The following is a 454-nucleotide window of genomic DNA, read 5'->3' on the forward strand; positions in this document are numbered from 1 at the left end:
CTCTCAAACAGCGGATCCGCCAAGAATGACACGCGACCTTTCCCGCCTTTTCCGCCCTAAAAGCATTGCTGTGATCGGCGGCGGCGCATGGTGCCGCCTGGTGATCGAACAATGCCAGAAAATGGGCTTTGAGGGCACTATCTGGCCGGTCCACCCAAAGGCCGAAGAGGTCGCAGGCCTGCCAGCCTTCAAAGATGTGGACAGCCTGCCGGAGGCACCTGATGCGGCCTTTATCGGGGTGAACCGTTTCATCACCATCGAGGTGGTGCGGGCGCTGTCTACGCGCGGTGCGGGCGGGGCTGTGTGCTTTGCTTCCGGCTTCCTTGAGGCCGCTGCTGAGGACGCGGAAGGCGCCGATCTGCAGGCGCAGCTCTTGGAAGCGGCAGGTGAAATGCCCTTCCTTGGCCCCAATTGCTATGGCTTTATCAATTACCTGGATGGCGCGCTTCTGTGG

General features: G+C 61.0%; 1 protein-coding gene. It reads left to right on the forward strand.

Annotated elements, in window-relative coordinates:
- Positions 1 to 25 precede the first annotated feature (25 nt).
- Positions 26 to 454: CoA-binding protein (locus tag RA19_RS25155; RefSeq protein ID WP_039168578.1), on the forward strand; the 429-nt coding region annotated here is incomplete at its 3' end.

The sequence above is a fragment of the Leisingera sp. ANG-M1 genome, assembly GCF_000813745.1.
Classification (GTDB): Bacteria; Pseudomonadota; Alphaproteobacteria; order Rhodobacterales; family Rhodobacteraceae; genus Leisingera.